The organism is Synechococcus sp. Tobar12-5m-g (assembly GCF_024345415.1).
Lineage (GTDB): Bacteria > Cyanobacteriota > Cyanobacteriia > PCC-6307 > Cyanobiaceae > Regnicoccus.
In genome coordinates this window covers 93,593-118,381 of sequence record NZ_JAGQBB010000004.1, presented here as the reverse complement: position 1 = coordinate 118,381, position 24,789 = coordinate 93,593, and the positions used below count along the sequence as shown (strand labels likewise).

Below are 24,789 nucleotides of genomic sequence, written 5' to 3'. Positions count from 1 at the left end.
CATGTGCGCACCTTCCATGATTCCCGCCGCCAGCCTCGACGGGATCATCCAAGCCGGCCAGAGCCTGGCCAGCTGCGTTCACGATGACCCCTTCGCGGTGCTCGGACCCCAGCCCCAAGCCGGTGGTTGGGTGGTGCGCGCCTGGATGCCGGAGGCGGATCGGGTGGACCTGCTGCTGGCTGATGGGCAGAGCCAGGCGATGGCGACACCCCACCATCCCTGGCTGTTCGAAGCGACCCTGGCTTCGGATCCGGGATGCTCCTACCGGTTGCAGGTGAATCGTGCCGGCCTTGAGCACAGCCAGCACGACCCCTGGGCCTTCCGCCAGGAGTGGATGGGGGAGCTCGACCGCCATCTCTTCGCCGAGGGCAACCACCACCACATCTGGCACCGGCTCGGCGCCCACCCCTGCCAGCGGGATGGCATTGACGGCGTGCAATTCGCCCTCTGGGCGCCCAACGCCCGCAGCGTGGCGATGCTGGGCGACTTCAACAACTGGGATGGCCGCCACCATCCGATGCAGCGGCGGCTCGGGGGTATCTGGGAACTGTTCCTGCCCGGCCTGGCGGTGGGCACGGTCTACAAGTACGAGGTCCGCAGCCCCGAGGGCCATTGCCACCAGAAGGCCGACCCCTATGGCTTTCAGCACGAACTGCGCCCCCAGACCGGATCGGTGGTGGCCCGCCTCGGGGACTACCGCTGGAGCGACCAGGCCTGGCTTGAGCAGCGTGATCGCCGCGATCCCCTCGACCAGCCGATCGCCGTTTACGAGCTGCACCTCGGCAGCTGGATGCACGGCTCCAGCGAGGAGCTATACCGCGAAGCCGATGGAACGTCAAGGCCGCCTGTGGCGGCGGCCGATCTCAAGCCCGGCGCTCGGCTGCTCACCTACCCGGAACTGGCCGATCGGCTGATCCCGTACGTGAAGCTGCGGGGCTTCACCCACATCGAGTTGATGCCGATCGCCGAGCATCCCTTCGATGGCTCCTGGGGGTATCAGGTCACGGGGTTCTATGCCCCCACCAGCCGCTACGGCAGCCCCGATGAGTTCCGGGCCTTCGTGGACCAGTGCCACGCCGAGGGGATCGGCCTGCTGCTCGACTGGGTGCCTGGCCATTTCCCCAAGGACAGCCACGGGCTGGCCTTCTTCGATGGCCAGCACCTCTACGAAAACGCCGATTCCCGCATCGGCGAGCACAAGGAGTGGGGCACGCTGATCTTCAACTACAGCCGCAACGAAGTGCGAAACTTCCTCGTGGCCAACCTCATTTATTGGTTCGAAGAATTTCACATCGATGGCATCCGTGTGGATGCGGTGGCCTCGATGCTCTACCGCGATTACCTTCGCCCCGATGGGGAATGGCTGGCCAATGAGCATGGCGGCCGCGAGAACCTCGAAGCGGTGCGCTTCCTGCAGCAGGCCAACACTGTGCTGTTTCATCACTTTCCTGGAGCCCTCTCGATCGCCGAGGAGTCCACCACCTGGCCGATGGTGACCCAGCCCACCCACCTGGGCGGCCTTGGCTTCAACCTGAAGTGGAACATGGGCTGGATGCACGACATGCTCGATTACTTCGAGCTTGACCCGTGGCTGCGCCAGTTCCACCAGAACAACATCAGTTTCTCGATCTGGTATCACTACACCGAGAACTTCATGCTCGCCCTCAGCCATGATGAAGTGGTTCATGGAAAGAGCAATCTTCTCAACAAGATGCCGGGTGATGATTGGCAGAAGTTCGCCAATGTGCGGGCCCTGCTCGCCTTCATGTGGACCCATCCCGGCAAGAAGACCATCTTCATGGGCATGGAGTTCGGCCAGCGGGCCGAATGGAACGTCTGGGGGGATCTGGAGTGGAACCTGCTCCAGTACGACCCCCATCAGGGTCTGCTGAACCTGGTCGATGACCTCAACGGCTTCTACCGCCGCGAGCCGGCCCTCTGGAGGGACGACTTCGTGCAGTATGGCTTTCAGTGGATCGATTGCAGCGATAACCGCCACTCGGTGATCAGCTTCATGCGCCGGGAGCAAAGCACAGGACGCTGGCTGGTGGTGGTAGCCAACTTCACCCCCCAGAGCCATGCCTGTTACCGCATCGGCGTTCCTTTGGAAGGGTTCTACGCGGAGGTGTTCAACACCGACGGCAGCCGTTATGGCGGCAGCAACCTCGGCAATCTCGGTGGCAAGTTCAGCGAGGAAACCGCCATGCACGGCTATAGCCACTCCCTCAACCTCTGCCTGCCACCGCTCAGTGTGCTGGTGTTCCAGAGGGATGGGGCGCGCAGCCAGGGTCTGTGTGACGAAGCCGCTGCCGGCGGTCTTCTGGTCGGGTAGGTTCGCCCCTGGCTTCGCCTCTGCCCCCGGCACCGCTTTTCTCCCATGGCCGATTCCCTCCCCCTGTTGCTGCGCGCCGCCCGAGGCGAGCAGGTGGAGCGGCCGCCGGTGTGGATGATGCGCCAGGCCGGCCGTTACATGAAGGTCTACCGGGATCTGCGCGATCGCCATCCCGGCTTCCGCGAGCGCTCCGAGAACGCCGATCTCTCCTATGAGATCTCGATGCAACCGTTCCGGGCCTTCCAGCCCGACGGTGTCATCCTTTTCTCCGACATCCTCACCCCCCTGCCGGGAATCGGCATCGACTTCGACATCGTCGAAAGCAAGGGGCCGATCATCGATCCCCCCATCCGCAGCCAGGCCCAGGTGGATGCCCTGGGCATCCTGAACCCCGCCGAGGCCCTGCCCTTCGTCGGAGAGGTCTTCCTGCGTCTCCGCCAGAGCGTCGGCAACCAGGCGGCGGTGCTCGGCTTCGTCGGCGCCCCCTGGACCCTGGCCGCCTATGCGGTGGAGGGCCGAAGCAGCAAGAACTACGCCGTGATCAAGGCGATGGCCTTCCGGGAGCCTGCGCTGCTGCACCAGTTGCTGGGCCACCTGGCCGATGCGATCGCCACCTACGTGCGCTACCAGATCGAGTCCGGCGCCCAGGTGGTTCAGCTCTTTGATTCCTGGGCGGGTCAGCTCAGCCCGATCGACTACGACGTCTTCGCGGCCCCCTATCAGAAACGCGTGGTGGATCAGGTGAAGGCCACCCATCCCGACACCCCCCTGATCCTCTACATCTCCGGCAGCGCCGGGGTGCTGGAGCGCATGGCCACCACGGGGGTTGATTTCATCTCGCTCGACTGGACGGTGGACATGGCCGACGGCCTCACCCGCCTGCCAGCCCACCTCGGTGTGCAGGGGAACGTGGACCCCGGTCTGCTGTTCGGCACCCCGGAGGCGATCACAGCCCGGGTGGTGGACACCGTGCGCAAGGCCCGTGGACGGCGCCACATCCTCAACCTCGGCCATGGAATCCTGCCGGGCACGCCGGAGGAGAATGCCCGCGTGTTCTTCGAAGCCGGCAAGACGGTGAACGAGCTGCTCGGAGCGGCTGTTTGAGTGCTGCGGTGAGCGCTCCGGCCAGGGTCCTGATCACCGGAGCCAGCGGCTGCGTGGGCCAGGCGATCGCCCAGCAGCTCTACCGGGAGTCGGACGTGGAGCTGCTGCTCTGGCTGCGGGACCCTGCCAAGCTCACTTCCGTTCCCCGCCACGACCCCCGCATCACCCTGTTGGTTGGCGATCTGCGCGATCAGGAGCCCCATGCCGCCGCGATCGCCACGGCGCAGCGGATCATCCACACCGCCACGGCCTGGGGTGATCCGGAGCGGGCTCATCAGGTCAATGTGGTGGCGGTCAAGGAGCTGCTGGGCCGCACCGATCCTGGGCGTCTGGAGCAGGTGATCTACTTCTCCACCGCCAGCATCCTCAACTGCCACCTAGAGCTGCTTCCCGAAGCGTCGGCCTACGGCACCGAATACATCCAGACTAAGGCGCTCTGCCTGCAGCAACTCGAGTCCCACCCCCTCGCGGGTCGAATCGTGGCGGTGTTCCCCACCCTGGTGTTCGGCGGCTCGGTGCAGCCCGGGGGCACGCTCCCCACCAGTTACCTCACGGCCGGGCTCAAGGAGGTGGCGCGCTGGCTGTGGCTGGCCCGCTGGCTGAGGGCCGAGGCCAGCTTTCACTTCATCCACGCCGAGGATATTGCCCGGGTTTGCGTGAACCTGACGCTTCAGCCACACCAGGCCAACCCTGAGCCCGGTCAGGGGCCCCTGCGGCGCCTGGTTCTCGGCCAGCCGGCCGTCACGGTGGATGACACCGTGACGCGGCTCTGCCGCTGGCGCGGGATCGGACGCCCCTGGTTTGGGCTCCCCTTGAGCGGTTGGCTGATCGAGGCCCTGATCCAGGTGCTGCCGATCGAGGTGAATGCCTGGGATCGCTTCAGCATCCGCCAGCGCCATTTCGTGCATGATCCGATCAGCCCGCCGGAGCGGTTTGGCCTGGTGAGCCTGGCCCCCACCCTGGAGCTGGCCTTTGAAACCGCCAGGCTGCCGCGGCGGGGTCCGCTGCGCTGAGGCCGTCAGGATTCATAGGATCGTGCCGTGATGCCGGGTTACGAGATTGTTTCGATCCTGGCCACCCGCCCTCCTGGCTGGCAGGGCCCCCCTCTAGCTTTGTTCCGTTGCCCGTTTTCGATGCGCCGCCTGCTCAGCTTCTTTGCTCTCTGCCTTGCCCTTCTGCTGGGCGCCTCCCCCAGTTTCGCGGCCGATCCGGCCCATGGTGGGCAGCTCTTTTCGGCCAACTGCGCCGCCTGCCACATGGGAGGCGGCAATGTGGTGAACGCCGAGCGCACCTTGAAGCAAGACGCCCTCCAGTCCTATCTGGCTGATTACAGCGCCGACCACGAAGCGGCCATCACCATGCAGGTCACGAACGGAAAGAATGCGATGCCGGCTTTCGGCGGCAAGCTCACCCCTGCTGACATTGCCGATGTGGCCGCCTACGTCGAGGAGATGGCCGGCAAGGGCTGGAGCTGATCCGCCGTGGCTTCAGGTCTGTTCCAGGATTCCAGGAACTCACCCGTTTTCTTCTTTTTCCTTCTTCCTTCAGCTCGTCCAGGATGGACGGGCTTTTTTTTGGTCCACGGTCCTGGGCCGCCCGGCTCAATTCCCCTCGAGCCGGCAAGCCAGCACGGCGAGGTAGAGAGCTTCGGGAACCTCCCGGATGTCGTATTCGCTGGGCAACACTCCATGGGCGTGCTGGTGGACCGCCAGCCAGCAGTTGCGCTCAGGATCCTTGCCGGTGGTGTCGAAACGGCGGGATTCCTCCGCCAGCCTGACCACCAGATCCTCTTGGCTTTCGCTTGCCATGCTTCAGTGCGGTGATTGGATGCGCCCATCATGAAGGCGAGGCTTCTGCTTCTGGGTCTTGGGCTGATTGCCCTGCCGGCCGAGGGTCTGGCCCAGAACAGCTGCCCCCTGCTGGTGCCCCGCCAGGAGTCGTTTCTGCAGCCGAAGCGCCTGCCCCCCTCCCAGGTGTCCCGCAAGAACGCCGCCGGTTGCCTTTCCCCCGCCGACGCCATCTACGGCCCGGACGGCTGCCCTCGCAAGCTTTGCCCCAAGCCCACCCGGGGGATTGAGCTCTGAGTGGATCGAGCCGCTAAGCGCCCTGCCGTCGCACTACCCGAAAGGTGAGATTGAGGCGGGGCCGCTCCACCCGACGGCGCCGGGGCACTTCGTGCAGCCAAAACTGCTGGGTGGGGGGGTCCATCAGCAGCAGATCGCCGTGGCCCAGCTCCAGACCCTGGCGCTCATCCTGATGAGATCCCTTGCCCTTTGGTTTGAACCGAAAGCTGCGGGAGGCCCCCAGGCTCAGCGAGGCGATCGGTGCGGTGGGATCAAGTTCGGGCTCGTCATCGGCATGCCAGCCCATCCCATCGCGGCCATCGCGGTAGAGGTTGAGCAGAACCGAGTTGAAGCGAGAGCCCCCCAGGGCGCCCAGCCGTTCCCGCAGGGCCAGAACTGCGTGGCTCCAGGGCTGGGGGATCTGGCGGGCGCCGCTGTAGCTGTAGTCGCAACCGGGATCCGCCATCCAGCAGGTGAGCCGGGGCAAGGGGTGGCGACGGCCGAACAGCCGAATCGACTCCTGCTGCCAGGGCACCTCGTTCAGCAGGTTCTCCAGGCTGGCGTCGGCTTCCGTCAGCCAGCCCGGCCAATGGCGCAGCCTCAAGTTGGCGGCGGCCATGGCTATCGGGGCGGTCATGGAGATGAAACGAGGCATGGAGGCCTGGGGCGCCGCGCTCGGATGGAACGCTAAAAGTGTGCGCCGCCTCGGGTTCGGTTGGTTCGCCATTTGATTCGGGCAGCCCACCCTGTGGAAGCTGAGGGATCCCGCATACGGTTCTGGAACACCATCCCTTGCAGGGAACGAGCCATGCATCCCACCGCCGAGCAGTTCACCGAAAAGGCCTGGGCGGCCGTGGTGGCGGCCCAGCAACTTGCCCAGAAGAGGCGCCATCAGCAACTCGAGACAGAGCACCTGTTCGCCGCCCTCCTGGCCGAGCAGGGCCTGGCCAGCCGCATCCTCGAGAAGGCCGGAGTCAAGGCCGATCTGTTGATCCAGAAGGTGGAGGCCTTCCTCGCCAGCCAGCCGAGCCTGAGTACGCCGGCTGAAACGGTGTTCCTCGGCAAGGGCCTCAACTCCCTGCTGGATCAGGCCGAGGTGCTGAAGCAGGAGTTCGGCGACAGCTTCCTCTCGATCGAGCACCTGCTGCTGGCTTTGTCGGTTGACCCCCGCTGCGGCCGCCAGTTGCTCTCCCAGGCCGGCACCGACAAGACCAAACTGCTCTCTGCGATCGAAGCGGTGCGTGGCAGCCAGAAAGTGACCGACCAGAACCCGGAAGGCACCTACGAATCGCTCGAGAAGTACGGTCGCGATCTGACGGCGGCGGCCCGCGACGGCAAGCTCGATCCCGTGATCGGCCGTGACGAGGAAATCCGCCGCACGATTCAGATCCTCTCCCGCCGCACCAAGAACAACCCGGTGCTGATTGGGGAGCCCGGCGTCGGCAAAACCGCGATCGTGGAGGGCCTGGCCCAGCGCATCGTCAACGGCGATGTGCCCTCCGCCCTGCAGAACCGTCAGCTCATTTCGCTTGACATGGGGGCCCTGATCGCTGGCGCCAAGTATCGCGGGGAGTTTGAGGAGCGGCTCAAGGCGGTGCTCAAGGAGGTCACCTCCAGCGATGGCCAGATCGTGCTGTTCATCGATGAGATCCACACCGTGGTGGGGGCCGGCGCCGCCGGCGGCTCGATGGATGCCAGCAACCTGCTCAAACCGATGCTGGCCCGGGGCGAACTGCGCTGCATCGGCGCCACCACCCTCGATGAGCACCGCCAGCACATCGAGAAGGACCCAGCCCTGGAGCGCCGCTTCCAGCAGGTGTTCGTGGATCAGCCCACCGTCGAAGACACGATCTCGATCCTGCGGGGCCTGAAGGAGCGCTATGAGGTGCACCACGGCGTGCGCATCGCCGACAGCGCCTTGGTGGCCGCCGCCGTGCTCTCCAGCCGCTACATCGCCGACCGCTTCCTGCCCGACAAGGCGATCGATCTGATGGATGAATCGGCCGCCCGCCTGAAGATGGTGATCACCTCCAAGCCGGAGGAGATCGATGAGATCGACCGCAAGATTCTGCAGCTGGAGATGGAGAAGCTCTCCCTCGGCCGCGAGTCCGATGCAGCCAGCAAGGAGCGGCTGGAGCGGATCGAGCGGGAGCTGGCCGAGCTGGGCGAGCAGCAGAGCGGCCTCAACGCCCAGTGGCAGAAGGAGAAGGGCTCGATCGATGAACTCAGCGCGATCAAGGAGGAGATCGAGCAGGTGCAGCTGCAGGTGGAGCAGGCCAAGCGCAGCTACGACCTCAACAAGGCGGCCCAGCTCGAGTACGGCACCCTGGCCGAGCTCAACAAGAAGCTGGCCGCCAAGGAGAGCGAGCTCAACGCCGGCGGCGGCGACAAGACCCTGCTGCGCGAGGAGGTCACCGAGGAGGACATCGCCGAGGTGATCGCCAAATGGACCGGCATCCCGGTGGCGAGGCTGGTGCAGAGCGAGATGGAGAAGCTGCTGCATCTCGAAGCCGACCTGCACGCCCGCGTGATCGGCCAGGAGCAGGCCGTCACCGCCGTGGCCGACGCCATCCAGCGCTCCAGGGCCGGCCTCTCAGATCCCAACCGGCCGATCGCCAGCTTTCTCTTTCTCGGTCCCACCGGCGTCGGCAAGACAGAGCTCTCCAAGGCCCTGGCCGCCCAGCTGTTTGACAGCGACGACGCCATGGTGCGCATCGACATGAGTGAGTACATGGAGAAGCACGCCGTGTCGCGGTTGATCGGGGCGCCTCCGGGCTACGTGGGCTACGAGGAAGGCGGCCAGCTCACCGAGGCGGTGCGGCGGCGCCCCTACGCCGTGATCCTGTTCGACGAGGTGGAGAAGGCCCACTCGGACGTGTTCAACGTGCTGCTCCAGGTGCTCGATGACGGCCGGGTCACCGATGGCCAGGGGCGCACGGTGGATTTCACCAACACCGTGCTGATCCTCACCAGCAACATCGGCAGCGCCTCGATCCTGGATCTGGCCGGTGATCCTGCCCGCCACGGCGAAATGGAGAAGCGGGTGAACGAGGCCCTGCGGGCCCACTTCCGGCCCGAGTTCCTCAACCGCCTCGACGAATCGATCATCTTCCACAGCCTCCGCTCCGAGGAGCTGCGCCAGATCGTGGTGCTGCAGGTGGAGCGGCTGCGCCGGCGCCTGGAGGGCCGCAAGCTGGGCCTTGAGCTGAGCACGGCGGCACTCGATTGGCTGGCCAGCGCCGGCTACGACCCCGTCTATGGCGCCAGGCCCCTGAAGCGGGCGATCCAGCGGCAGCTCGAAACCCCGATCGCCAAGGCGATCCTGGCCGGCTCCTTCCCGGAGGGAAGCACGATCGCTGTGGAGGTGGAGGAGGAGGGCGGCAGCGAGCGTCTGCGTCTGCAGCAGGCCCGCAGCCATGAGCTGGTCATGGTGTGAGTGGGGCCGATCAGAGCCTTGCTCCCCTGATCGCGGCCCTCTCCCTGCCGTCGACCTATCCAGCTGCCGATTGGGAGGGGGTTGCCCCGGAGTTGCGGCGGGTGGAGGTGATCCAGACCCACATCAGCGTGGTGTTTCTGACGCCCCGACGGGCCTACAAGCTCAAGAAGCCCCTGCGGCTGTGGGATCTGCTCGATTACAGCAGCCGTGAGCTCCGCCGCCACTGGTGCGAGGAGGAAGTGCGGCTCAACCGCCGCCTGGCGCCGGATCTCTACCTCGGGGTCACCAGCCTGGCCACGCCGGAGGGCCCCGAGCCGGTGGTGTTGATGCGCCGCTTCGACATCGCCGACACTCTCTTGAACCGCCTCGATGCCGGCCGCGCCGGGGCTGCGGAGTTGGAGGCGGTCGGGCGTCACATTGCCGGCTTTCACCAGGGCCATCTCCTGGCGGAGGTCGCGCCCGCCGCGTTGCTCAGTGATTTCGCCCGGGTGTTGCACAGCAACCTGCGCTCCACCCGCGCCTGCGTGCCGGCCCTGGTGCCGGCGGTGGTGCATCGCCTGCTTGACCATCTCCTGGCCCGGGCTCTGCTGGCCCAGCGGCGGGAGTTGCGGCAGCGGCTCTCGGCCGGCTGGGCTGTGGATGGTCACGGAGACCTGCGGCTCGAGCACGTGTTGCTGCTGGATCCGATCGCCGTGGTGGACTGTGTCGAGTTCAACCCGAGCTTGCGCCGGATCGATGCGGGCTCCGATCTGGCCTTCCTGGCGATGGAGTTGCAAGCCAGCGGCCATGGCGCGCTGATCGCTCCGCTGTTGGCGGGCTATGGGCGGCCGATCGCGCCCGGAGTGTTCGCGCTGTTCTGCGCCTACCGGGCCCATGTGCGGGCCAAGGTGGCGGCCGCCACCAGCCTGGAGCCGGAGGTGCCGCGGGCCCAGCGGCAGCGGGCCACCCAGCTGGCCCGGGCCCAGCTCAGCCTTGCCCTGGCCTATGCCCGCTGCGGCCAGGCGCCACCGGGCCTGGTCCTGTTGCGGGGGTCTTCCGGCAGCGGCAAGAGTCACCTCGCCAGGCAGCTGGCCCCCTGGCTGCTGGCCGACCATCACCAGAGCGACAGGATTCGCAAGCGGCTCCATGGCCTGCCTCCCCTGGCCCGGCCGAGCGGCCCTGAGCGGGATCAGCTCTACGGGCCGGCGGCGAACCAGCGCACCGAGGACGGCTTGCTGGCTGAGGCGCGCGCCAGCCTTGCGCTGGGCCGCACCGTGCTGCTCGATGCCACCCACCTGGGCCGCGCCAGCCGCGCCAGGGCGGCCGAGCTGGCCAGCTCCCTGGGGTGCCCCTGGTTGATCCTCGATCTGCAGACCCCCCAGACCCTGATCGAGGCGCGGTTGGAGCAGCGCAGCCGCCGCAACGATGACCCCAGTGACGCCGACGCGGCCGTCCAGGCCTCGCAGGCATTGGGCAGCGAAGCGCTCCTGCCCGAGGAAGCGACGCGAACCCTGGTGGTTGGCGCAGATCCGGCTAACGATCGGCCCTCTGATCAACCCAGCGAGCCCGTCGAGGTCTCCGGTCTGTTGATGGAGATCTGGACCCTGTGGGCGGAGCACACCGGCCCCGGCCTCATGCCTTCAGCAGCCCATTGATCCGCAGGGCCAGGTCCCGGTCCAGGCTGGAGAGGCCGCCGGTGTCATGGGTGATGAGATCGATCATCACGCGGTTATAAATGTTGCCCAGCTCTGGATGGTGACCCATCGATTCCGCGATCAAGGCCACCTGGGTGAGGAAGCCGAACGCCTCCACGAAGGAATCGAAGATCAGGCCCCGGTGCAGCTTGCCGTTCACCACGCTCCAGTCGGGCAGGCTGGAGCTGAGCTCGGTGATCTCCTCGGGAGAGAGGGGACTGGCGGCCATGGCGGATTCCATCACAGACACCCCTCAGCCTGGCAGGGTTGCCGCGGCCAACGGCAAAAGGTGCTCAGTTCCTGCTCCATCGAGGCCTCTCAGGGCTGCTCCTCCGAAAGTTCATGCAGCCGGTCGATCAGCAGATCCAGCTCGGTGTCGTTGTCGGGGTCGAGGCCCCGGGCGCTGCGGCGCATCACCTCGGCGTTGAGGCGCTCGGCATTGCGGCGCGCCAACAGTGTCGAGGTTCCTGGCGCCGCAGCCTGTAGCGGGGAGTCCTTCGGTGCCATGGAGCCTGGATCCTGCGCGAATGGCGGGGCTTGCCCCTGGTGGGGTTCAACCGTTTCGAGCAGCCGCTCCAGGATGGGTCGCAGCGCCGTGAGCAGGGTGTTCAATGCCTTGATTTCCTTCTCCAGCTGCTCCATCCGTGTCGCCAGGACGTTCAGGTCCGGCGTGGCGGGGGGATCCATGGGAGTGTCACAGTGGTCCAGCGTCATCAATGGCCAGGGCCCCATACTCTGAGGATTGATTCAACTGGCCTGTCATCCCATGGGCCCTTGCCCGTCCCGTTTCATCCTCTCGGTGGCCCTTGGCCTGGTGGGATCTGCGGTCCTGCTGGTTCCAGGCACTCCGGCTTCGGCCCAGGAGGTGATCCCCAAGCTCCAGGCCCTGTGCCCCCTCGGCTATGTGGACACGTTCAACGGCAAGTGCAGCACCCTCGGGGTGGTGAGCTACACGGTCACTCCCACCAACGGTGAAGCCTGCCCTGCGGGCTGGATGAACATCGGCGGCGGTTACTGCCGCCGCAAGTAAGAGGACACCTCCGTCCGGTGGTATCGATCGTCGGCTGCGTCTGGCAGGTCCAATCGCACCAGTCCCAGCCTTAGGGCGATCACCGCCGCATGGATCCGACTGCGGGCCTTTAGCTTGGCCAGCATCGCCTTGCTGTGGCTGCGCACCGTTTCCAGGGAGATGAAAAGTCGCGCTGCGATTTCGCGGGTTTTAAAGCCCTTCAGCATCTCTTCGAGCACCTGCAATTCTCTGGGGGTAAGGCGTTGGGGCTCTCCCTTGATCCACTCTCGGCGGGTCCGGTGCAACATCGCGGCCACCGAAGCGTCCATGTAGACCTCACCCCCGATGATCACGGCCCGGATCGCCGCCACCAGATTGCCAAGGCCCATCCTCTCTAGGCAGATGGCGTCGCAGTTCGATTCGAGGGCTGCCAGCAGTATGTCGGGGGTATCCCGTTCCAGCAACAGCAGGCAAGCCAGATCAGGGTAGAGCTGTTTTGCCCGCTTCACCAGGCCATATCCACTGCCGGCCTCCAGGGGGTCGGTCACGAACAGAAGGTCAGGGCGCTGCCTCGCCAGCAGTGCCAGACCCTGCTCCTCGCAGGTGGCTGCTCCCAGCCATTGATCGGGCTGGCCGATTGTACCGGTGATCAGGGTGATCAGCAGCCGTCGCCCACTGACGATCATCAGGGTTTGATCCCGCAACAGCTCAATCGCCTGTTCCCTTCCCAGGGATTCGCGCCCGAGCAGTGGTGTGATGTCCATCACCCCTGTCCGTAGCTTCCAATGATCCAGGGAACCCCCCGGATGGCAAGCCAGGGTCAGGATTCCCTGACGTGTTTCGGAGCATACCGACGGCTCAGTAGTACCGAGGCGGGTTCTGGGAAATCGCCAGTTGCACCTCCAGCAGGAACAGAAGCAGGCCCGCGATCAGCGAAACCATTGCCAGCACGAAGACCGGCACCACGATCGTGGCTAGATCAACAGCCGCGACGGCGCTGATGAACAGCACCGCCACCACCCCGGACACCAGCAGGGCGGTGACGGTGGCGCAGAGGATCGCCCGGTTGATCAGAAAGAGGCGGCGGCGCTGCACGATCAACACCGCCTTCAACCGCTTGGCCTGGGCGATGTTTCCCCTCTCCATCGCCTCCTGCAGCAGGCGGGTGCGGTCGATGATGCGGCTGAGACGTGCCGTGAAGGTGCCCAGCAGGCCGCCGATGCCCGTGAGTAGAAAGACAGGCGCCACCGACAACTGAATGGCCCGGGACAGGCCGGCCACCGCCGAGGCGTCGCGCAGACTCATCGGCCCCGGTCGTGGCAATTGGCTTCAATGTACCCAGCACCACGCACCCCAAGGGAGCACGGATCGAATGGCAACGCTGGCGCTGGAGAGGCTGGGTGCCCATGTGCGCCAGACGCGGCTGCTGGGCAGCATCCACGGCATCCTCTACTGGGATCAGAACACGCTGATGCCATCGGCGGGTGCGGCCTGGCGGGGTGAACAACTGGCCCTTCTGGCACGGCAACTCCACGAGCGCCAGAGCAGCGACGCCTACGCGGAGCTGCTGGCCGCCGCCGAAGCTGAACTGCCGCCCGCTGGATCCAGCGACCCCTGGCAACGGAACCTGGCCCTGCTGCGCCAGGAGCTGGAGCGGCAGAGGCAGCTCGATCCCGCCCTGGTGGCGGCCCTGGCCCTGGCCCAGGCCCGGGGTTACGCCCTCTGGCAGGAGGCCCGCAGCCAGGCCGACTTCAGCCGCTTCGCCCCCGCCCTCGGCGAGCTGATCACCCTGCGCAAGGAGCAGGCCCGCCAACTCGCTTCCGTCGAGCATGGCCAAGGCGGCTCGCCGCGCAGCTGCTGGGAAACCCTGGCCCAGCCGTTTGAGCCGGAAATCAGCAAGGCCAGGCTGGCGGCGCTGTTCGCGCCCTTGCGCCAACGGCTGCCGACCTTGATCGAGCGCTACGGGCGAAGCCCGGCCCCGGCTAGCGGCGGCGGTCATGCTGGCTGGGATCCAACCGGGCTGGCGCTGCCGGATCCGGTGCAGCAGCAGCTCTGCCGGCAACTCCTGCAGGAGTGGGGCTTCGACGCCAGCTGCGCGGTGCTGGCCTGCTCCCCCCATCCCTTCTCCACCACCCTGGGCCCCTCCGACTTCCGGATCACCAGCCGGGTGGTGCCCGGCCAGCCGTTTTCCGCCTTCCTGGCCACCGCCCACGAGTGGGGCCATTCCCTCTATGAACAGGGCCTGCCCCGCCACGACCATCAGTGGTTCGCCTGGCCCCTGGGTGAGGCCACCTCGATGGGCGTGCACGAAAGCCAGAGCCTGTTCTGGGAGTGCAGAGTCGGCAGGAGCGAGGCCTTCGCGCGGCGCTGGCAGCCCCGCTTCCGCCAGGCACTGGCCGAAAGCGCAGCCGGGGCCTGGGACGATCCCGATCAGTTCTGGCGAGCCCTCAATCCCCGCCGGCCCGGTGCGATCCGCGTCGAGTCCGACGAGCTCAGCTACTGCCTCCACATCGTGCTGCGCTTCGACCTGGAGCTTGCCCTGCTCGAAGGCGATCTGCCGGTGGAGGAGCTGCCGGCGGAATGGAACCGGTTGATGGTGGAGCTGCTGGGCGTCAGGCCCGCCGATGCGGCCGAAGGCTGCCTCCAGGACGTCCACTGGAGCGAAGGCCTGTTCGGCTACTTCCCCTCCTACGCCCTGGGCCATCTGATTGCGGCCCAGCTGGCCGAAGCGATGGAACGGGAAACCGGGCCGATCGAGGCCCGCCTGGCCGCCGGGGAGGACGCTGTCCTGCGGGATTGGCTGCGGGTTCATGTGCACCCCCTCGGCCGCAGCGTCACAGGTGAGGCTTTGGTGGAGCGGGTCTGCGGTGCTCCCCTCGATCCCACCGCTTTCCTGAGCTACCTGGAAAGCAAGCTGGACAGGCTCGCGGCCGGGGATCCCTAGGATCGCCGCCGCAACCTTCCCCCCTTCCCCGTCGCCATGGCGAACATCGATCAGGCTCCCAGCCGCACGATGCTCAACCTGCTGCATGTGCTGCCGGCCTTCGCCGATGAGGCCGAGTTGCGGCTGAACGCGATCATCGAGGTCAATTCGATGACGATCAACAAGTATGAGCTGATCACCGAATCCGGGCAGCTCAAGCTGGATCGCGTCGGCTACTCCTCCCTGGCCTATCCATTCGCCTACGGCTGCATCCCCCGCACCTGGGATGAGGACGGCGATCCCCTCGACATCGAGATTGTCAACGTCACTGAACCGCTGGTGCCGGGCAGCCTGGTGGAAGCGCGCATCATCGGCATCATGACCTTCGACGATGGCGGTGAAGTCGACGACAAGGTGATCGCGGTGCTGGCCGATGACAAGCGGGTGGACCACATCACCAGCTATGAGCAGCTCGGTGCCCAGTGGGTCAAGGAAACCGAGTACTACTGGGAGCACTACAAGGATCTCAAGAAGCCCGGCACCTGCCATGTCAACGGCTTCTTTGGAATCGAGGAGGCGGTGCGGATCGTCAAGGCCTGCGAAGCACGCTACAAAGGCGAAATCGAAGCCAAGCTCGTCAACTGAAGTTCCCGACCCGTTCCAAGACCACCAACCCTCCCCTCCCCATGCGCGCGATCCGTTTCCGCCTCGTTACTGCCACCGTCGCTCTGGTGGCCCTGGGTCTGGGGGCCGCCCTGCCGGGCCTGAGCCAGCAGAGCGCCCCAACCTCGCCGTCACCGGCTGTGCCGACCCCCGTGGCCTCGTCCTCGGCGGCCAGCCCGGGGGCGACACCGGAAGCCAAGCCAGCTCCGACACCAGCCAACCCCAGCACCGCCGCGATCACCAGCACCAAGGAGATCGTGCTGGAACTCGGCAAGCGCACCATCAGCCTGCTCGACAACGGCAAGGTGATCGGCAGCTGGCCGGTGGCGGTCGGAGATCCCGCCACCCCCACCCCCACCGGCACCTTCAAGGTGCGCAACAAGGTGCTCAATCCCCAGTACCAGAGCACCAAGAGCGGCAAGGTCAACCCAACCAGAGGTGCCCAGGGTCCCCTGGGGGATCGCTGGATCGGTTTCCACACCACCACGAAAGACCAATACGGCATCCACGGCACCCCCACCGCCTGGGAATGGACCGTCAAAGGCCGTGAGGCCGTCTCCCACGGTTGCGTGCGGATGCTCACCCCCCATGTCCGGGCCCTGTTCGATCAGGTGGAGGTCGGCACTCCCGTGGTGGTCAAACGCTGAGGGTGCGGGCCAGGGCCAGCGCCAGGCCATCGCGGCTGGCAAGGCCGCGCAGCGCCGCGATCGGCAAGCCATCGGTGGGCAGTCCATGGGGGAGGTGGCCCCCCACCCCTTCGGCCACATCGAAGACGGGGATCTGCCGCAGCCCGTTGGGTGTGAGTTGGTCCTCGAGCCGGTCCAACCGCGCCGTCAGAGGCAGCCACACCAGTTCACTGCGTCGGCAATCGCCCAGGGTCACAGCCTGCTGGCGCTCGACCCCCGCACTGAGGCCGCGCTGAAGATCCTGCAGGGTGACCAGGGCCACGGCCCGATTCTCCTCCGCGGCGATCAGACAATGGCCATGGGCCTCGATCAAGCGAGCCACGGCCACCGCCGCTGAGGTGTTCGCCGCCATCACGAGGGGAGCCTCAGGCCCAAACGCCTCGCTCACCGAGAGCCCAGCCAGCTGATGGCGGCGACGGTCCTCGATCGGATCGGCCCCGAGCAGCCCACGATCCTGGAACCCCTGCCAACGCTCAACCAGCACGGCGCTCAAGCCCGTTGCGGCCATCAAGGGGAGCACGATGCGGATGTCGTGGGTGAGCTCGAACAGCAGCAACAGGGCCGTCAGCGGAGCCCGGGCGCTGCCCGCCAGCACCGCCGCCATGCCCACCATCGCGTAGGCCGGTGGCTCGGCCACGGCCAGTTGGAGGCCACCATCACCTAGCAGCTGGCCGTAGCAATTACCCAGCACCGCACCGAGAAACAACGACGGGGCGAAGCCACCCCCCACGAACCCGGTGGCATTGCTCAACCCCGTGGCCAACAACTTCACCACCAGCAGGGCGAGCAGGGTGCCCAGCGCGATGCCGCCTTCATTGCCAAGCAGGGCCTCGATCGTGTCGTAGCCCACGCCGAGCACCTCCGGGAATCCCAGGGCCATCACCCCCACCCCCAGCCCCCCCAGACCGTTGAGCAGCCACGGATCGAGCCGGCTGAACTGGCGTTGCACCGGTCCGCTGCGGCCCGCCGCCAGCAAACTCACCAGCGCCCAGGACATCAGGCTGGCCACCACGCCGAGGCCGAGATAAAGCGGCAATTCCAGGGGGGAGCGCACCTCGTAGAGGGGCAGCCGGAAGATCGGCTCATCCCCCAGGCTGAGCTGGGTCACCAGGGTGGAGCTGACCGCGGCCACCAGCACCGCCCGCAGACTGGGTCGACCCGGAATCGTGCTGTAGGCCCCTTCGAAAGCGAAGAACACCCCAGCGATCGGAGCACGGAACCCGGCCGCCAGACCGGCCGCAACCCCCGCCGCCACCAGCGCCTTCTGGGATTCAGGAGAGAGGGAGCTGCGCAGGCCCACCCAGAGGCCGATGTTTCCACCGCCTTCCACGCTTGGACCCTCCGGTCCGAGGGAGGCGCCACTGCCAAGGCTGAGGGAGGCGGCCACCAGCCGCAGGATCGGCAGCTTCGGGGCGGCCCGCACCATCCCGTCAGCCATCGCCATCAGGCTGGGCAGCCCAGGTCCGAGGTCCTTGCCCAGCTGCCGCAGCAGGCCCACCAACAGCCCCCCCAGCATCGGCACCACCAGCACGGGCCAGGAGGACAACCAGCTGACGGTGATGGTTTGGGGTGGCAACGGTTCCGGGGGTGCCGGGGGTGGCGGCAGGAAGCCGATTCCGCCGAGGCCAAGCTGGAGCAAGGCCTTGAGCGGGGTGCTGGATTCGGGTTCGGCCGGGTTGAACAGTTCCAGCGGGGTTTCCGGGGTCGTCACCGAGCCCACCAGAGCCATGATCGATTCCACCAGGGTTCCGAACAGAAACTGGTTGATGGAACCCAGCAGAAAATGAAAGCCCACCACGGCCAGCCCGGTGAGCACCCCCACCAAGGCGGCCCAGGCCAGCAGATTCCACTGGAAGGGCAGTCCGCGGGCCTCCGCCTCCTGCTCCGGCGCGAGGGGGGCCCCGCTCAGATCAGTGCTCGCGGCCAACGGCTGCAAAGATCTCCTCCAGGATCTCCCCAGCCCCCTGGCTCCTGAGGCGATCGGCCAGGGAGACGCCGATCGCCTCAGGGTCCGCCTGGTTGCCGCGGGCCTGATCACGGATCAGCCGCTGGCCATCGAGGCTGGCCACCATGCCGGTGAGCACCAGCTCATCGCCTTCGAAGCAGGTGTTCACGCCGATCGGCACCTGGCATCCCCCCTCCAGTCGGCGGAGAAAGGCCCGCTCGGCCAGGCAGCGGCGGGAGGAGGGGACGTGCTCCAGTGCCCTGATCTGCTCGATGACTAGGTCGTCGCCGCAGCGGCACTCAATGCCGAGGGCACCCTGGCCCACCGCATGGAGGGAGATTTCCGGGGCGATCCGCTCATGGATCCGCCCGGCCAGGCCGAGGCGCCCGAGCCCCGCCGCCGCCAGGATCAGGCAGTCGTAGTGGCCGGCATCGAGCTTTTCCAGCCGGGTGATCACATTGCCGCGCACATCCTTGAACACCAGATGGGGGTAGTGGTGGCGGAGTTGGGCCAGCCTCCGCAGGGAACTGCTGCCCACGACACTGCCTTCCGGCAGGGTGGCGAGGGTCTTGTCGGTGTGCCGGGCGTGCACCACCAGGGCATCGGCCGGGTCTTCCCGTTCGGTGATGCAACCCAGCACCAATCCTTCGGGAAGATTGGTGGGCAGGTCCTTGAGGCTGTGGACGGCGATATCGGCCCGATCCAGCAGCATCTGGGCTTCGAGCTCTTTGGTGAACAGGCCCTTGTCGCCGATCTTGGCCAGGGCCACATCGAGAATCTTGTCCCCTTGGGTGGCCATCGCCTCGATGCTGATCTCCAGCTGCGGGTGGGCCCGGGCCAGTTCATCGCGCACCCAGTGGGTCTGCACCATCGCTAGCTGACTGCGGCGGGAGGCAATGCGCAGGGTGGAGCCAGCCATTCAGTCCGTCCTCAAACCGGCCGTGGGCCGTCTAACAGCCGCCCAGCCTAAGGACAGGTCGTCCGTGGCCCCCAGCTACCTGGCAAGATCGTGATCAGGCAAAGAAATCCAGGGGCAGGGGTCCCCAGGTCCCTTCGGCCTCGGAATCCGTGTGGTGATGGCCGGTGATCAGCAGCCCGGCACCGAGGCCCCTTTCGGCCCGGATCCTGAACAGGCCGGTGCTCTGGTTTCCCTTCAGGAACACCTGGCCTGACAACGCCGGTAGGTCCTCGCCCACCAGAGCTTCCCAGCCCAGGGCCCGCTCACAGGTGCGCAGGGCCTCGAGGGCCGCCGCCTCGGAGGGGGCCATCACGCCTACCGTGAACCAGCTGCAAGCGGCCAGCCGTGTCTCCAGCTCCTGCCGGATCCGATCGCGTTGTAACCCAGTGAGGGCGGGAGCGGTGCGCAAACCGCAGAGGTCGGCCAGGGAGGCAAGATTGGTTTGGCTGGTCAAGGAGCGAGGACGCGGTTCCGTTCACTCTGCCGGGCTGCAGCCAGCTTCCAGTTGGTCAGGCAGACGCTCAGCCAGATGAAGCCCACCCTGGCACCGGCCACGATGTGGGTGGGCCAGTGCACCCGCGTATTGAGGGTGCTGATCCAGATCAGCGCAACCCAAATCGCCGAGCCGATGTAGAGCGGTCGGCGCCACTGGGGATAGCGCTTGGAGAGGAAGGCACACATCAGGAAGTAGAACACCACGGCACCGGTGGCATGGTCGCTCGGAAAGCTGCGGCCGCTCACCTCCACCAGGGTTTCGTGGGGTCTGGCGCGATCGAACAGGGGCTTGAGCCATCGATCGACGATCAGCAGAAACCCCGCCGTTCCCACGCTCAACCAGGTCAGTTCATCCCAGGCCCGCTTCAGGATCAGATCCATCAGGGACGCCAGCACCAGCAAGGGCGTGAACCGGGTGCCACTCACGTGATACATACACCACCACCAACGCCCGGCCCAAGGGTGGGGGAATCACGTCCCCCAGCCAGGCCAGCCCGGCTTCATCCAGCTCCGGCGTGACGTGGTTGCCGATCGCCAGCTCAATCGAGATCACCACGAGGGTGGCCACGAAGCAGAGGGCCAGGCGCCAGGCTCCGAGGCAGCGGAACCAGGTCCGCAGGCCGCTCAAGGCTGAATCCCGCTGGCTTGTTCGCTCAGATCGCCCCGCTGCACCCGCCACAGCCGGAGGTTGCCACGGCTTCCCAAGGTCTGGATTCGGGACGGATCCAGGTTGAACTCCCCGTGCTTGGAGGCCTCACCGAACAGCAGCACGGTGGGGGCTGAGGGTCGCGGCTCCGAAGCTTGGCCAGGGCGTGCAGCAAGCTTGACCAGCTGCTCGCGGGCTCCTTACATTGTGTCGAAGAAGGTCACGGGCTGTTCGCTGTAATACACAACGCTGTAGCGCTCATAGCCGATCCCCAGCAGTCTTCGTGGATCTTCGACACCGATCCGGCCAGGATGGCCAGGTCGCGAACGGGGGTTTGCCGTTGGTTCTGCATCAGCGGCGCCGGCGGCGGTACCACGAACAGCAGCACCCCTGCGAATCCGGCCAGATTCTGCAGCCAGAGCAGGTGGGGTTGCCCTGCCCGCAGCAGCAGCAGCAGCACCAGACCGATCGCCGGGGTGGCCAGCACGACCGCCAGCAGCTAGGGAAGGCCGGGATCTGCTCAACGACTGAGCAAACTCCGGATAGGCCGGATTGATGGCGGCCCAGCGGGGGGAGAGAACCTCAGGCTCCCTGTGGGCGAGTTGCCTGACCAGCTCGGCGGTGCCATCGGCGGAGTCGACGACGACGACAATCAGCTCCATTCTCCAGCGATCGCTCAGCAGCAACAACTGCTGCACGATCGGCGTGATGGTGGCCCCTCGTTGAAGGTGGGAAGCATGATCGACTCCCGCGGCGCCGACACTGGACCTGCTCCGATGGAGGTCCAAGGGGATGGTGCCAATCCGGGGGATTCGAAGCTGCGGAAGGTTACTTGATGTACTCCTTCAGCACGCCGTTGCGGTTGGGATGGCGCAGTTTGCGCAGGGCCTTGGCCTCGATCTGGCGGATGCGTTCCCGGGTCACATCGAAGATCTGGCCAATTTCCTCCAGGGTTTTCATGCGGCCATCATCGAGGCCATAACGAAGCCGCAGCACGTCCCGCTCCCGGGGGCTGAGGGTGGCCAGGACACCCTCGAGATCCTCGCGCAACAGGTTCTTAGCCACATCCTGCTCGGGGTTCTCGATGTCGGCTTCGATGAAATCACCAAGCCGGGAATCCTCTTCCTTACCGATCGGGGTTTCCAGGGAGATCGGGAGCTGGGCTGATTTGGCGATGAAGCGCAGTTTTTCGATCGTCATCTCCATGCTTTCGGCGATTTCCTCCTCAGTGGGTTTGCGGCCGAACTCCTGGCTCAGCACCTTGGTGGTTTTCTTGATGCGGGAGATGGTTTCGTACAGGTGCACCGGCAGTCGGATCGTGCGGCTCTGATCAGCGATGGCGCGGGTGATCGCCTGACGGATCCACCAGGTGGCGTAGGTGGAGAACTTGTAGCCCTTCTCGTGATCAAACTTCTCGGCGGCACGGATCAGGCCGAGGCTGCCTTCCTGGATCAAGTCCTGGAAGGAGAGGCCCCGATTCATGTATTTCTTGGCGATCGACACCACCAGCCGCAGGTTCGACTGCACCATCTTCTCCTTGGCCCGGCGGCCCAGCATCAGGCGCCGGCGGAACTTGAGAAGGGTCATGTCGACGAGAACGGCCCACTCCTTGTTATCGGGATAATGACCGTTGTCCTGCTCGAACTGATTCGCGAGTTCCTCGAGCAGCAGCAGATCGGCGATCTTGCGGGCCAGCTCAATCTCTTCATCGGGCCGTAGCAGGCGTATCCGGCCGATCTCCTGGAGGTACACCCGGATCGAATCCTCGGTGTAGACACCCTTGGGCCCGACCTTGATGCTGGCCAGGGCCTTGGCCCCGGCTGGTTTCTTGTCGGCGATCGCCTCGATGGCGTCGGTGGCGGCCAGGAGCTGCTCGGCCGCGTCGTCGAGATCCTGCCCGACATCAGGGGCGGCAAGCCCATCAGGCGGGCGCTTGGCCTTGGCGGCCGCTTCTTTTGATGAAAGCCCCTTGCTTGAAGCCCCTTTGGTTGCAGGAGCCTTGGCCGTCGTGGTTTTGCTGGCCGCCGGTTTGCGGGTGCGGCTGACCTTGTTTGCCGGGGCACCTGAATCCGTGGCTGGTTCAGGCTCGCCGGGGCTCGATGCCGGCTTGGCCTTGGCTTTGGCTTTGGCCCGTGGGGCCTTGGTCTTCAGCTCGACAGTGACCTGATCTCCCGCCTGAGTCGCGACCGCGAGGATTTCGGGTTCAGCTTTCGTGGACTTCAGGGCAGCTACAGGGCTCATAGGGATCAACGGGAAGGGGAGCGGGGTCGGGCGGACGAGATTGGGGAGGCCGACAGCGGTATGGCTGGCTCCACGGCGCCAAGGCGCATGGAAACCAAAGCAAAATGGGTGGCCTTAGGCACACCGAGCCGACTGCCTGCAAGGGTTCAGTCGGGAGCGGAGGCCATTGAATGAGAATCGATCAGTCAAGGAACGGCACGGATGCCTTTGCAGGGTTGTCAGGGGTGGTCGCAGACTGGGAGGCCGGCGGGAGATGGGCTCCATCCGGCTTTTGTTTCAAGTCTTCCCTCTGGACGGAACACTGCGAAGCTCCGACTGCAGCCTGAATGACTGCTCAACCCATTCATTCTAAGAAACTGCCACCGGGTTTGCAAGGCGACGGGCTGATCTGCTGGCAAGTGTGGGTGGAAGCTGGCCGGGAAGGCCGGATCTTCAGTTACGGGAACCCGGAGAACCTGCCCCTGGCACCCGGCGATCTGGTCAGGGTTCCCCTGCGGGGGCGGCGGCAGATCGGTCTGGTGGTTGAGCAGCTGGACGGTCTGCCTGCTGAGCTGGATCCGGGCAAGCTGCTGCCGATCGAAGCGGTGCATCAGCGTGCCGCCGTCGATCCCCTCTGGCAGGGCCTGCTCCAGCAGGTGGCGGTGGATTGCCACTCCAGCCTGTTCAGGACCCTCAAAACAGCCCTGCCGCCTGGCTGGCTGGGCCAGCTCCGTGCTGCGGCCCCGCTGCGGCCCCGCCAGCGGCAATGGGTGGAGCCGCTGGCCGAGGACGTGGCCCTTGACCCTCCTCCCCCACGGCAGCGTCAGTTGTTGGAGCGCCTGAGGCTGCAACCGGAGGGGGCTTGGCTGCAGGAGATCCTTACCGAGTGGGGCTTCAGCCGCTCGGTGGTTCAGGGCTTGCTGGAGCGCTCACTCCTGCGGCTTCAATCCCGATCAGGCCCCCAACGCTCCAGTCCCAAAGGGCTGGAGCCACCCCGCCGCTTGAATGCCGCCCAGGGCCAGGCCCTCGAGGCCATCGACTCAGCCCCGCCGGGAGCCAGCCTGCTGCTCTGGGGCATCACCGGTTCCGGCAAGACGGAGGTCTACCTGCAGGCGGCGGCGGCCTGCCTGGTGGAAGGAGCAAGCACCTTGATGCTCACCCCGGAGATCGGCCTGATTCCCCAGCTGCTGGACCGGTGCCGGGCCCGCTTCGGCGAGCGGGTGATAGCCTACCACAGTGGCCTGGGTGAACCCGAGCGGATCGTCGCCTGGAGGCGCTGTCTGGCTGCCGATCGGCAGGCGCCCGTGGTCGTGGTCGGCACCCGCTCCGCCATCTTTCTGCCCCTGGCGGTGCTGGGCTTGATCGTGCTGGACGAGGAGCACGACAGCTCGTGGAAACAAGAGAGCCCGATGCCCTGCTATCACGCCAGGGCCGTGGCCCAGCGACGCGCCTGGCTCAGTGGGGCTCGCCTGCTGCTCGGCAGCGCCACCCCGTCGCTCGAATCCTGGTTGGCCTGCCGCCAGGAGCTGGGACAGCCGGTCCCGCCGACCACCCTGGTGAGGCTGCCCGAGCGGATCAGTGGCCAGCGGGATGCCCCGGTCCTGGTTGTCGACATGCGGCTGGAACTGGCGGAGGGGAATCGCCGCCTGATCAGCCGGGCCCTGCGGGGACGACTGGATCGGTTGCGGGACCAGGACGGCCAGGCAGTGGTGCTCGTGCCCCGGCGCGGCTACAGCAGCTTCCTGAGCTGTCGCAGCTGCGGGGATGTGGTGCAATGCCCCCATTGCGATGTGGCCCTGACCGTCCATCGCCACCGGGATGGACACCAGTCGTTGCGCTGCCACTGGTGCGGCCATCGCCAGGAACCCAGCCTCCGCTGCGGCTCCTGCGGTTCCACCGCCTTCAAGCCCTTCGGCGCCGGAACCCAACGGGTGATCGAGCAGCTGGAGAAGGAATTGGAGGGCTTGCGTCTGCTTCGCTTCGACCGCGACACCACCCGGGGCCGGGATGGCCATCGCCGCCTGCTGGCCCAGTTCGCCGCCGGTGAGGCCGACGTGCTTGTCGGCACCCAGATGCTCACCAAGGGAATCGATCTGCCCCGGGTGACCCTGGCGGCGGTTCTGGCCGCCGATGGACTCTTGCATCGGCCGGATCTGCGCTCCGGTGAACAATGCCTGCAGCTGTTGCTTCAGCTGGCGGGCCGGGCCGGCCGCGGTGAGCGGCCCGGCGAAGTGATTGTGCAGACCTACTCCCCCGACCATCCGGTGATTCGTCACCTGATCGATGGCCGCTACGACCGCTACCTCGAATCGGAGCGGCTGGTGCGGCAGCAGGCCGGTCTGGTGCCGTTCAGCCGGGCCTGCCTGCTGCGGCTGGCCGGGGCTTCTGCCACCGCCACCGCCACCGCCGCCGCCGCCCTCGCTGAGCGCATCCGCTGTCCGCTCCAGGAGGCGGGCTGGCTGCTGGTGGGACCGGCGCCCGCCCCAGTGGCCCGGGTGGCCGGCCGCCATCGCTGGCAGTTGCTGCTGCATGGACCAGCCGGCTCCCCCCTGCCCCTGCCGCCGGAGGCGGAACTGCGCGCGGCCCTCGGCGGCCAGGTGAGTCTCAGCATCGATCCCGATCCGCTGGCGCTGTAG

26 protein-coding genes are annotated in these 24,789 nt (G+C 66.4%); 13 read left to right on the top strand and 13 right to left on the bottom strand.

The genetic code is table 11. The features are described 5' to 3' along the window. The first annotated feature begins 1 nt into the window (after position 1). From glgB to KBY66_RS04385, 4 genes are all read left to right on the top strand, one after another. Positions 2-2,332 carry a 1,4-alpha-glucan branching protein GlgB gene (glgB, locus tag KBY66_RS04400; RefSeq protein ID WP_255087982.1) on the top strand — a complete coding sequence of 777 codons (2,331 nt, stop codon included), beginning with the start codon at positions 2-4 and terminating at the stop codon, positions 2,330-2,332. Between the two features lie 45 nt (positions 2,333-2,377). Further along, positions 2,378-3,436, top strand: coding sequence for a uroporphyrinogen decarboxylase (gene hemE, locus KBY66_RS04395; RefSeq protein WP_255087981.1), 1,059 nt, complete (start codon positions 2,378-2,380; stop codon positions 3,434-3,436). Positions 3,437-3,444: 8 nt separating this feature from the next. Then, the gene (locus tag KBY66_RS04390) at positions 3,445-4,449 is read left to right on the top strand and encodes an NAD-dependent epimerase/dehydratase family protein (protein ID WP_255087980.1); all 1,005 of its coding nucleotides are present in this window, start codon (positions 3,445-3,447) and stop codon (positions 4,447-4,449) included. A gap of 120 nt (positions 4,450-4,569) precedes the next feature. Further along, positions 4,570-4,911, top strand: a complete 342-nt coding sequence (locus KBY66_RS04385; RefSeq protein ID WP_255088014.1) for a c-type cytochrome — start codon at positions 4,570-4,572, stop codon at positions 4,909-4,911. A gap of 126 nt (positions 4,912-5,037) precedes the next feature. On the opposite strand, the gene KBY66_RS04380 is transcribed toward KBY66_RS04385, so the two are convergent. Next, positions 5,038-5,244, bottom strand: a complete 207-nt coding sequence (locus KBY66_RS04380) for a hypothetical protein (protein ID WP_255087979.1) — start codon at positions 5,242-5,244, stop codon at positions 5,038-5,040. A gap of 30 nt (positions 5,245-5,274) precedes the next feature. Here KBY66_RS04380 and KBY66_RS04375 point away from each other — a divergent pair, with 30 nt between their 5' ends. Continuing rightward, positions 5,275-5,520, top strand: a complete 246-nt coding sequence (locus tag KBY66_RS04375; protein WP_255087978.1) for a hypothetical protein — start codon at positions 5,275-5,277, stop codon at positions 5,518-5,520. A 13-nt stretch (positions 5,521-5,533) separates the two neighbouring features. Here the strand turns inward: KBY66_RS04375 and KBY66_RS04370 are convergent, their stop codons facing one another. After that, on the bottom strand, positions 5,534-6,136 hold the full coding sequence (locus KBY66_RS04370; RefSeq protein WP_255087977.1) for an alpha-ketoglutarate-dependent dioxygenase AlkB family protein: 603 nt from the start codon (positions 6,134-6,136) through the stop codon (positions 5,534-5,536). Between the two features lie 171 nt (positions 6,137-6,307). Between KBY66_RS04370 and clpB the strand changes: the two genes are divergently transcribed. Then, entirely contained in the window at positions 6,308-8,935 is a 2,628-nt protein-coding gene (gene clpB, locus KBY66_RS04365) for an ATP-dependent chaperone ClpB (protein WP_255087976.1), read from the top strand. Beyond that, positions 8,932-10,569 (top strand): AAA family ATPase, encoded by a 1,638-nt coding sequence (locus KBY66_RS15685; protein WP_255087975.1) that lies wholly within the window; start codon positions 8,932-8,934, stop codon positions 10,567-10,569. Before clpB ends, KBY66_RS15685 begins: the two co-directional genes overlap by 4 nt. Here the strand turns inward: KBY66_RS15685 and KBY66_RS04355 are convergent. Together KBY66_RS04355 and KBY66_RS04350 are read right to left on the bottom strand one after the other, a co-directional pair. Continuing rightward, positions 10,547-10,837: a 4a-hydroxytetrahydrobiopterin dehydratase gene (locus KBY66_RS04355; protein WP_255087974.1), complete on the bottom strand. Its 291-nt coding sequence runs from the start codon at positions 10,835-10,837 to the stop codon at positions 10,547-10,549. The genes KBY66_RS15685 and KBY66_RS04355 overlap by 23 nt on opposite strands. An 89-nt stretch (positions 10,838-10,926) precedes the next feature. Then, positions 10,927-11,322, bottom strand: coding sequence for a hypothetical protein (locus KBY66_RS04350; protein ID WP_255087972.1), 396 nt, complete (start codon positions 11,320-11,322; stop codon positions 10,927-10,929). A gap of 52 nt (positions 11,323-11,374) precedes the next feature. On the opposite strand from KBY66_RS04350, the gene KBY66_RS04345 reads away from it, so the two are divergent. Then, positions 11,375-11,638: a hypothetical protein gene (locus tag KBY66_RS04345; RefSeq protein ID WP_255087971.1), complete on the top strand. Its 264-nt coding sequence runs from the start codon at positions 11,375-11,377 to the stop codon at positions 11,636-11,638. Here the strand turns inward: KBY66_RS04345 and KBY66_RS04340 are convergent. Both KBY66_RS04340 and KBY66_RS04335 read right to left on the bottom strand, forming a co-directional pair. Then, on the bottom strand, positions 11,620-12,381 hold the full coding sequence (locus KBY66_RS04340) for a response regulator transcription factor (protein WP_255087970.1): 762 nt from the start codon (positions 12,379-12,381) through the stop codon (positions 11,620-11,622). The two genes, KBY66_RS04345 and KBY66_RS04340, sit on opposite strands and share 19 nt — an antisense overlap. A gap of 94 nt (positions 12,382-12,475) precedes the next feature. Next, positions 12,476-12,922 carry a DUF2721 domain-containing protein gene (locus KBY66_RS04335; protein ID WP_255087969.1) on the bottom strand — a complete coding sequence of 149 codons (447 nt, stop codon included), beginning with the start codon at positions 12,920-12,922 and terminating at the stop codon, positions 12,476-12,478. Positions 12,923-12,989: 67 nt separating this feature from the next. Between KBY66_RS04335 and KBY66_RS04330 the strand changes: the two genes are divergently transcribed. From KBY66_RS04330 to KBY66_RS04320, 3 genes are read left to right on the top strand one after another with little or no spacing between them, the layout of a single operon-like run. Then, positions 12,990-14,561, top strand: a complete 1,572-nt coding sequence (locus tag KBY66_RS04330) for a carboxypeptidase M32 (protein ID WP_255087968.1) — start codon at positions 12,990-12,992, stop codon at positions 14,559-14,561. A gap of 36 nt (positions 14,562-14,597) precedes the next feature. Continuing rightward, a complete protein-coding gene (locus tag KBY66_RS04325) occupies positions 14,598-15,185 on the top strand; it encodes an inorganic diphosphatase (protein ID WP_255087967.1) in 588 nt (195 codons plus the stop codon). A 41-nt stretch (positions 15,186-15,226) separates the two neighbouring features. Further along, complete coding sequence (locus tag KBY66_RS04320) at positions 15,227-15,850, top strand: L,D-transpeptidase (RefSeq protein WP_255087966.1); 624 nt, start codon at positions 15,227-15,229, stop codon at positions 15,848-15,850. Here the strand turns inward: KBY66_RS04320 and KBY66_RS04315 are convergent. The 6 genes from KBY66_RS04315 to KBY66_RS04290 form a co-directional block, all read right to left on the bottom strand. Further along, on the bottom strand, positions 15,840-17,816 hold the full coding sequence (locus KBY66_RS04315) for a chloride channel protein (protein ID WP_255087965.1): 1,977 nt from the start codon (positions 17,814-17,816) through the stop codon (positions 15,840-15,842). The genes KBY66_RS04320 and KBY66_RS04315 overlap by 11 nt on opposite strands. Beyond that, entirely contained in the window at positions 17,800-18,753 is a 954-nt protein-coding gene (hemC, locus tag KBY66_RS04310; RefSeq protein ID WP_255087964.1) for a hydroxymethylbilane synthase, read from the bottom strand. The genes KBY66_RS04315 and hemC overlap by 17 nt, the downstream gene beginning before the upstream one ends. A 94-nt stretch (positions 18,754-18,847) precedes the next feature. Further along, a complete protein-coding gene (locus KBY66_RS04305; protein ID WP_255087963.1) occupies positions 18,848-19,246 on the bottom strand; it encodes a DUF1824 family protein in 399 nt (132 codons plus the stop codon). Then, positions 19,243-19,668, bottom strand: a complete 426-nt coding sequence (locus KBY66_RS04300) for a phosphatase PAP2 family protein (RefSeq protein ID WP_255087961.1) — start codon at positions 19,666-19,668, stop codon at positions 19,243-19,245. Before KBY66_RS04300 ends, KBY66_RS04305 begins: the two co-directional genes overlap by 4 nt. Beyond that, positions 19,637-19,915, bottom strand: coding sequence for a hypothetical protein (locus tag KBY66_RS04295; protein WP_255087960.1), 279 nt, complete (start codon positions 19,913-19,915; stop codon positions 19,637-19,639). The genes KBY66_RS04300 and KBY66_RS04295 overlap by 32 nt, the downstream gene beginning before the upstream one ends. A 238-nt stretch (positions 19,916-20,153) precedes the next feature. Next, entirely contained in the window at positions 20,154-20,420 is a 267-nt protein-coding gene (locus tag KBY66_RS04290; protein ID WP_255087959.1) for a hypothetical protein, read from the bottom strand. A gap of 115 nt (positions 20,421-20,535) precedes the next feature. Here KBY66_RS04290 and KBY66_RS04285 point away from each other — a divergent pair, with 115 nt between their 5' ends. Next, positions 20,536-20,769 (top strand): hypothetical protein, encoded by a 234-nt coding sequence (locus tag KBY66_RS04285; protein WP_255087958.1) that lies wholly within the window; start codon positions 20,536-20,538, stop codon positions 20,767-20,769. Here the strand turns inward: KBY66_RS04285 and rpoD are convergent. After that, positions 20,762-22,174 carry an RNA polymerase sigma factor RpoD gene (gene rpoD / locus KBY66_RS04280; RefSeq protein WP_255087957.1) on the bottom strand — a complete coding sequence of 471 codons (1,413 nt, stop codon included), beginning with the start codon at positions 22,172-22,174 and terminating at the stop codon, positions 20,762-20,764. The two genes, KBY66_RS04285 and rpoD, sit on opposite strands and share 8 nt — an antisense overlap. 326 nt (positions 22,175-22,500) lie before the next feature. Between rpoD and priA the strand changes: the two genes are divergently transcribed. Beyond that, positions 22,501-24,789, top strand: coding sequence for a primosomal protein N' (gene priA, locus KBY66_RS04275; protein WP_255087956.1), 2,289 nt, complete (start codon positions 22,501-22,503; stop codon positions 24,787-24,789).